This is a genomic window from Haloferax sp. AB510, assembly GCF_024136985.1.
Classification (GTDB): domain Archaea; phylum Halobacteriota; class Halobacteria; order Halobacteriales; family Haloferacaceae; genus Haloferax.
Map to the genome: position 1 here is coordinate 1 of NZ_JAMYJY010000145.1, position 6,932 is coordinate 6,932.

A 6,932-nucleotide genomic window follows, 5' to 3' on the forward strand; every position below is an offset into this window, starting at 1 on the left:
GGCCGGGTCGCCGTCGGCGACGACCTCCGCGTGCGCGGTGTCGGCCCGGGTGACGAGCGCCCGCCCGCTGGTCTCGACCGCCGCAACGGCCAGCGTCGCCGTCTCGTCGGGCGTTTTCCCCTCCGCGAGAATCGCTTCGGGAACGCCGCGCCGCGTCTCTCTGGCGGCGTCGAACCGGCCCGCGTCGGTCGTCGCGTACCCGGAGAGTCGTACCTCCGCCTCGGCGGGCGAGAGCGAACCGTCCGCGACCGCCTCCAAGATGTCGCGCATATGGCCGCACGTTGGGCCGAGGCGTACTCATACCCGTCGTTCCGCCCTCTCGGGGATAAAGCATATATAAGTGGAGATTGTTCCCGGTAAATCCGTCCTCATAGAAGCGCCATAACCCCCAAATCCGGCGGTATTAACGTCCAATATAGGAAAGTTTATTAAAGGAGAATTGGTAGGACATCCTGTATGGCAGACCTCATTGTCAAGGCAGCCGTCAAGGAAGCGCTCAAGGACAAGAACGTGGCCTCGGACTTCTACGACGCTCTCGACGAGGAAGTCAAGGAGCTTCTCGAAGACGCTGCTCGCCGCGCTGAGCAGAACGACCGTAAGACGGTCCAGCCCCGCGACCTGTAAACTCGGTCTTTAGACCTCTCGTTCTTTTATCGCCGGCCGGTGAGCGCCGGTTGTGTCCCGCGAAGTGAGTCGACTCGCCCCGTGAGCCGAGGCCGTCGAGGTCGTCCGTTCGAGCGCCGGACCACTCTGTCTGCCAGATTCGGTTCGAGCGCCGGACCAACCGAGTCAGAATTCGGCCACGTCGACGCCGTCGTCGGTGCCGACGTAGACCGCGTCCGCGAGGCCGACGAAGATACCGTGTTCGACCGCGCCGGGGAGCGATGCGAGGTCGGCCGCGAGCGATTCGGGGTTCGGAATCGCGCCGAACTCGCAGTCGAGGACGAGGTTCCCGTTGTCGGTGACGACGGGGCCGTCCTTGCGCTCGGCGCGGCGGAGCGTCGCCTCGCCGCCGAGGTCAGCGACGCCCGCGGCGACGGTCGTCCGCGCCGACGGGAGCACCTCGATGGGGACGGGTTGCGAGAGCGTTTCTGCGGTCTTCGACGGGTCGGCGACGACGAGGAACCGTTCGGCGAAGGCGTCGACCACTTTCTCGCGGGCGTGGGCCGCGCCGCCGCCTTTGACGAGCGCGCCGTCGGTCGTCGCCACCTGGTCTGCCCCGTCGATGGCGAGGTCGATGGCGTCCACTTCGTCGAGGTCGGCGATGGGGATGTCGCACTCGCGGGCGAGTTCGCGGGACGCGAAGGAGGTCGGGACGCCCCGAACGTCGAGGCCGTCGGCGACGAGGTCGCCGATGGCGCGGATGGCGAAGGCGGTGGTGCTGCCGGTGCCGAGGCCGACGACGGTTCCGTCTTCGACCGCTTCGACCGCCGCCTCCGCGGCGCGGCGCTTCTGCGCGTCGGTTCCGCCGGTAGTCTTCATGGCTCAGCCGACTCGGCCGGCGAGTAAAAATGGTCCCGAAAGCGGCGGCGTCAGAGGCGGTCTAAGACCGCGTCCGCGTCGTAGGCGAGCGAGATGGCGCGGGTGCGGCCGCGTCCCTCGATTTCGGTGTATCGGGCCTCGATGACGCCCAGTTGGTCCAGTTTGTTCACGAGCTCGGAGTAGCGCGTGTAGCCGAGGCCGGTCTCCTCGTTGAACGCGTCGTACACCGCGCCGGCGCGCTCGCCGTCATACTCGGCGACGACCCGGACGAGTTCGCGCTCGGGGTCCGAAAGCCCCTGCAAACACCGCGAGAGGTGGACGTACTTCGACTTGTCGTAGGCAGCCTCCACGTCCTCCATATCGACCGTTCGGGAGGCGCGCATCTCGGCGTGGAGCCCGGCGCGACGAAGCAGGTCGATGCCGACCCGGAGGTCGCCGCTGTCGGCGGTGAACTCCGCGACCTGGTCGAGTTCGGGCGCGCCGATAACGTCCTCGTGGAAGCCGCGCTTCGACCGCCCGCGGAGGATATCGACGATTTCGTCCACGTCGTAGCGGGGGAAAAACACCTCCTCGGGCCGGAAGACGCTCTGGACGCGCCCGTCGAGTTCGTCGATGACGTCGAGCGAGAGGTCCGACGAGATGATGATGACGCCGATGCGCGCGCCGGAGTGCGCCTCGTGGGCGCGCAACAGCGAGTAGAGCGTGTCGGAGGCCTCGTTCTCGTAGAACAGGTAGTTCACGTCGTCGAGCGCGACGACGAGCACCTCGTCGTCCTCGACGAGGCGGTCGGTTATCTGGCCGAACAGCTTCTTGAACGAGATGCCCGACGACGGGGGTTCGTACTCGAAGATGTGCTCGAAGACGCGCGAGAACACCGCGTAGCGCGTCGAGTCGACCTGGCAGTTCACCCGGACGGTCCGGACGCCGGACTGCGTGCCCAACTCGCCGAACAGTTTCTGGACCGCGGTGGTCTTGCCCGTCCCCGGCGGACCACGCACCATCGTGTTCAGGGGGCGAGAGCCGCGGACCGCGGGCCGAAGCGCGTACTTCAGGCTCCGCAGTTGGCTCTCGCGGTGGTTGAACGTCTCCGGAACGTGGTCGATTTCGAAGACGTGTTCGTCGCGGAACACCGTCTCGTCCCACGACAGCATCCCCTCTTCGGGGTCCTCCCTCATCGAGTAGAGTACCACGCGCGGGGGACTTAATCGTTTACCGCGGCGGCGTCCGACGGGGGGCGGACGGGCGTCGTCATTTCTGTGTGCCCCGTGGACCGACAGCTCATCAGGACCCGAGCCAAAATAGTTAATTTTCCAATAATAAATGTGGGATCATGGCAACTCGCACACAGCTCGCCGCGCTGCTCGTCTCGCTCGCACTCGTCGGGGGCGGCGTGCTCGGGTTCGGCTTCGCCGCCGACGAGGACTACAGCTATCGCTACGAGCAGCAACTGTCGGAAACGCCGGAAACGGTTCCCCCGCTGTACAGCGAACTCTCGCAGTCGGAGCAGCGGGCCGTTGACCGCGCCCTCGCCGGCGAGGTGCTTCGGTTCGAAGACGACCCCGGAAACCTCCCAGAACTCGTCGAGCGCGACGGCACCTACCACGCGTTCGAGTTCGACGCGAGCACCGACTACACCGCTCCGACGACGGTCGGCTCGCTCGTCGCCATACTGCTCGGCGCGGCCGGCGTCGTCGCCGCGGTCCGGTGGGAGGTCGCGAGCCGATACGTCACCTACTGAAGGAGCCGAACGATTCGGTAGCCGATGGCGACAATCAAAATCAGTCCGACCGCGCCGATACCGAGGGCGACCGGCGTCCCGCCGGTCCGCGAGAGCGCCCCCAGGGCCGGAAGCACGAAGACGGACAGCACGAGGAGCCCGCCGAACACCAGAAACACCAGATACACCGCGGTCCCGAGCACGTCCCAGATGGCGTTCTTCGTGGCGTGGTAGACGAGGTCGTACTGCTGTCGTTCCTCGGGGGAGAGCGAGTCGGAGGGCACGGGCGAAGTTGTCGGAGAGGATAAATAAATCGTGTGTCGCCGCGGACGAGGGCGTCAGTCGAACTTCTCCAGCAGTCGCCCGTAGAAGCTGGTCTCGTTCTCGCCGGCCAGTTTCTCCACGATGAGTTCCGGCGTCGACCGCGCGAGGTGGTCCTTGACGGGCGAGCGGTTGACGACGAGTTCGCCGTCTTCCAGTCCGACGGCCTCGATGCCGTCGACCGCGACCGACACGTCCGCGGCCTCGCGGATGCCGCCGGCGAGGTGCGAGACGAACACGGCCGCCGCGCCCTGTTCGGCGAGTTCTTCGAGGATGCCGGCGATGATTTTGGCCGACGCGCCGGGTTCGGTGATGCTCTCCAGTTCGTCCACGAGGACGAGGCGGTCGGCCGCGCCGTCGGTGAGCGCGGCGAAGTCGCGGAGCGTGCTCTCGAACGCGCCGGCGTCGAGGGTGCCCTGCGACTTGGCGTAGTAGTGAAGCTCGGAAAAGCGCGAGAGCCGGACCGACTCGGCGGGGACGGGAAGTCCCATGTGCGCGAGGACGACGACGAGGCCCACGAGGTCGAGCGTCGAGGTCTTGCCCCCGCTGTTGACGCCCGAGAGAAGCGTGACGCCCGACACCTCGTAGTCCACGGGGTCAACGTCCGCGAAGTCCACGTCGAGGAGGGGCGAGCGGCCGGCCTCGATGGCGAACGAGCCGGCTCCGTCGTTTCCGGCCGCGCCGGTGAACTCGGGGAAGACGCAGTCGAAGTCGCGGGCGAACCGAGAGACGGCGAGGCGCACGTCGAGTTCGAGCGCGTCGCGGACCAGCGTCTCCACGGGGTCGCGCAGGTCACCGAGGTCGGCGGCGAGGTCTGCTTTCAGTTTCGCGGCGCGGCGGTCGCGGGCGGCCTTCAGTTCGGTTCGGAGCCGGCCGACCGCCTCCTCGTCGTGGCCGAGCGGGAACGACGGGTCCTCGGGGAACACCCGCTCCGTGAGGTCGGCCTCGCCGGGGCGGAGCGACAGCGACTCCACGAGGTGGTCGCGGGCGGCTGCCAGCGCCTCGTCGAACTCGTCTTCGAGTTCGCGCGACAGCAGGGAATCGACGCGCGCGCCCTGCTCGACGAGCGACAGGAAGTCGGTCCCCTCGATGGTCACGTCGCGCTCGCGAATCACGTCGCGGAGGCGGTCGTTGGCGACCGATTCGGCGGTCGAGACGGCGGTGTCGAGGTCGTCCACCGCGTTCGAGAGGCGTTCGAGTTCGTCGTCGCCGAGGACGGTCCCGTCGTCGGCCAGTCGGGACAGGGCGTCGCGGAGGGCGGCGAGGTCACACGGCGGGTCGAGTTCGGCCGTTTCGTGGACCGTGGCGGCCGCCTGCAAGGCCTCGCGGTTCGCGGCGAAGAAGGCGAGCAGTCGCTCGGGGACGACCTCGTCAGTCCGCTCGGCGGCGTCGGGGAGGACGCGCACGTCACCGTCCACGTCGATGCCGGCGAACGACTCGTCGAGGACGACCACCGTCGAGTACGACCGCGCGAGTTCGGCGATGTCGCGGCCGTCCTCGACGACCTCGATGGACAGTTCGGGAAACGCCTCCTTGGCGGCGGCGTAGCGCTCCGCGTCGGCGGTGGCGATACAGCGCTCGCGGACGCGACGCGGTTTCGGGTCCGCGAGGGGTTCGACGCCCGACAGCGCCGCGAGCACGTCGGGGTCGGGGTCGAGGTCGGTCGCGTCGGCGGCGAACGCCCGGACCTCCTCGATGCGCGAGGCCGACCCGGTCGGGAACAGCGTCTCCAGTCGCTTCTCGGCGTACGTCGTCACCGTCCGCGCCTGCAGGAGACCCAGCGCGTCGCGGTAGATTTCCGAGGCGCGGTCGGTGGCGAGGAAGCCGCCGGGGTCGTCGTGGTCGCGGCGAATCGCCCCGCGGGCGATGGCCGCCGCCCTGCCCTCAGTGAGCCCCGGTGCCGCGCGAGCGCCGCCACGTCGCCGTCGGTGAGCGCTCGCTCGGCGTCGTCGAGTTCCGCGAGCGCGGCGGCGGTCTTCTCGCCGACGCCCGGGATGGTCTCGAAGTCCATTCGGCCGGACCTATCGCGGCATAGGACAAAAAGTCGCGGGGTGGTGACTCCGGGACGACGGGCGGGTCACGCCGACGCGGGAACGTCTGTCACGACCGGTTTTGCGGCGCGTGCGCCCTTCGCGGTCGTTCGCGCCGGGGGCGAGGGGCTTTTGACCGTCGGCCGGGAAGGGAGGCCATGAGCGAGCGAGACGTCGCGGCGAAGGCCGACGCAGTACGTGAGGCGCTCGCGGAGCGCGAGAGCGTCCTCATCGCCTTTTCGGGCGGCGTGGACTCCAGCGTGGTCGCCGCACTCGCCCACGAGGCGCTCGGCGACGACGCGGTCGCCTGCACCGCGAAAAGCGAGACCCTGCCGGACGCCGAGTTGGACGACGCGAAGCGCGTCGCCGAGGAGATCGGCATCGAACACCTGACCGTCGAGTTCTCCGAGTTGGACAACCCCGACTTCGTCGCCAACGACGACGACCGGTGTTACCACTGCCGGACGATGCGCCTCGGCCGGATGTACGAGGCCGCCCGCGACCGCGGCATCGAGGCCGTCTGCGACGGGACCAACGCCTCGGACCCCGGCGAGGGCCACCGCCCCGGCCTCCGCGCTGTCGAGGAGTTGGAGGTGCTGTCGCCGCTTCTCGCCCACGACATCACGAAAGAGGAGGTCCGCGCCATCGCCGACGACTACGACCTGTCGGTCGCCGACAAGCCCTCCATGGCCTGTCTCTCCTCGCGGATTCCGACCGGCCTCGAAGTCACCGAGGAACGGCTCTCGCGGGTCGAACGCGCAGAGACGATTCTCCGGACGTGGGGCTTCGAGCAGTTCCGCGTCCGCGACCACGACGGCCTCGCCCGCATCGAGGTCGCGCCGGAGGAACTCGACCGCGCCCTCGACGCCGACTTCGTCCGCGCCGCCCGCGACCACCTGAAGGACGCCGGCTTCGACCACGTCACGCTGGATCTCCACGGCTACCGGACGGGAAGCGTCAGCCCCGCGGCCGAGGCGGACGCCGACGCGGGCGACAACCTTCTCGTGGACGACGTGTTCGCGCAGGACTACCCGATGCGGAAGTAACTGAGAGACAGCAGTCAGAAACGCGGACCAGACCGCCGAATCGGCCTACGTCGTCAGAAAATGCGTCTCGTTCTCGGCGACGACGTGGACTAACGGTTCATCACCGTCGTCGCTCAGTTCGACTTCGAGTTCGCACAGCCCGCCGTTGTCGAGCGGTTGCGACAGCATCGTCTCGACGATATCGAGTCCCTTCACCTCGCCGAGCGACAGCCGAATCGGCGCGCCGTGGCTGACGACGAGCACCGTCTCGTCGGCGTCGAGCGAGTCGGCCAGCCCCTCGTGGGCGTTGAGGACGCGGCGGCGGACCTCGACGAGGCTCTCGCCGCTCGGGGGGCG

At 68.4% G+C, this 6,932-nt stretch carries 7 protein-coding genes and 2 pseudogenes; 3 read left to right on the forward strand and 6 right to left on the reverse strand.

Annotation, left to right across the window (positions count from 1 at the left end; all coding sequences use genetic code 11):
• A pseudogene (locus NKF06_RS18945) lies at positions 1–270 on the reverse strand (hypothetical protein); the annotation flags it as partial.
• A 186-nt stretch (positions 271–456) separates the two neighbouring features.
• Here NKF06_RS18945 and NKF06_RS18950 point away from each other — a divergent pair.
• The gene (locus NKF06_RS18950; RefSeq protein ID WP_004045310.1) at positions 457–624 is read left to right on the forward strand and encodes a DUF1931 family protein; all 168 of its coding nucleotides are present in this window, start codon (positions 457–459) and stop codon (positions 622–624) included.
• Between the two features lie 165 nt (positions 625–789).
• On the opposite strand, the gene rpiA is transcribed toward NKF06_RS18950, so the two are convergent.
• Complete coding sequence (rpiA, locus tag NKF06_RS18955) at positions 790–1,482, reverse strand: ribose-5-phosphate isomerase RpiA (protein ID WP_253246296.1); 693 nt, start codon at positions 1,480–1,482, stop codon at positions 790–792.
• A gap of 50 nt (positions 1,483–1,532) precedes the next feature.
• Positions 1,533–2,657, reverse strand: coding sequence for an ORC1-type DNA replication protein (locus NKF06_RS18960; protein WP_004973842.1), 1,125 nt, complete (start codon positions 2,655–2,657; stop codon positions 1,533–1,535).
• 155 nt (positions 2,658–2,812) lie between these two features.
• On the opposite strand from NKF06_RS18960, the gene NKF06_RS18965 reads away from it, so the two are divergent.
• On the forward strand, positions 2,813–3,220 hold the full coding sequence (locus tag NKF06_RS18965) for a hypothetical protein (protein WP_058826845.1): 408 nt from the start codon (positions 2,813–2,815) through the stop codon (positions 3,218–3,220).
• Here the strand turns inward: NKF06_RS18965 and NKF06_RS18970 are convergent.
• Positions 3,214–3,483, reverse strand: coding sequence for a hypothetical protein (locus NKF06_RS18970; protein ID WP_058826846.1), 270 nt, complete (start codon positions 3,481–3,483; stop codon positions 3,214–3,216). The genes NKF06_RS18965 and NKF06_RS18970 overlap by 7 nt on opposite strands.
• Before the next feature lie 54 nt (positions 3,484–3,537).
• A pseudogene (locus tag NKF06_RS18975) lies at positions 3,538–5,531 on the reverse strand (endonuclease MutS2).
• A gap of 177 nt (positions 5,532–5,708) precedes the next feature.
• Here NKF06_RS18975 and larE point away from each other — a divergent pair.
• The gene (gene larE, locus NKF06_RS18980; RefSeq protein WP_058826848.1) at positions 5,709–6,596 is read left to right on the forward strand and encodes an ATP-dependent sacrificial sulfur transferase LarE; all 888 of its coding nucleotides are present in this window, start codon (positions 5,709–5,711) and stop codon (positions 6,594–6,596) included.
• Between the two features lie 45 nt (positions 6,597–6,641).
• Here larE and NKF06_RS18985 read toward each other — a convergent pair.
• A partial coding sequence (locus tag NKF06_RS18985; protein ID WP_253246297.1) for a histidine phosphatase family protein occupies positions 6,642–6,932 on the reverse strand: 291 nt, incomplete at its 5' end.

Excerpts from the sequence above, each read along its gene's own strand:
- rpiA (WP_253246296.1), bottom strand. The coding sequence starts at position 1,482 with ATGAAGACTACCGGCGGAACCGACGCGCAGAAGCGCCGCGCCGCGGAG.
- NKF06_RS18950 (WP_004045310.1), top strand. The coding sequence starts at position 457 with ATGGCAGACCTCATTGTCAAGGCAGCCGTCAAGGAAGCGCTCAAGGAC.
- NKF06_RS18960 (WP_004973842.1), bottom strand. The coding sequence starts at position 2,657 with ATGAGGGAGGACCCCGAAGAGGGGATGCTGTCGTGGGACGAGACGGTG.
- NKF06_RS18965 (WP_058826845.1), top strand. The coding sequence starts at position 2,813 with ATGGCAACTCGCACACAGCTCGCCGCGCTGCTCGTCTCGCTCGCACTC.
- larE (WP_058826848.1), top strand. The coding sequence starts at position 5,709 with ATGAGCGAGCGAGACGTCGCGGCGAAGGCCGACGCAGTACGTGAGGCG.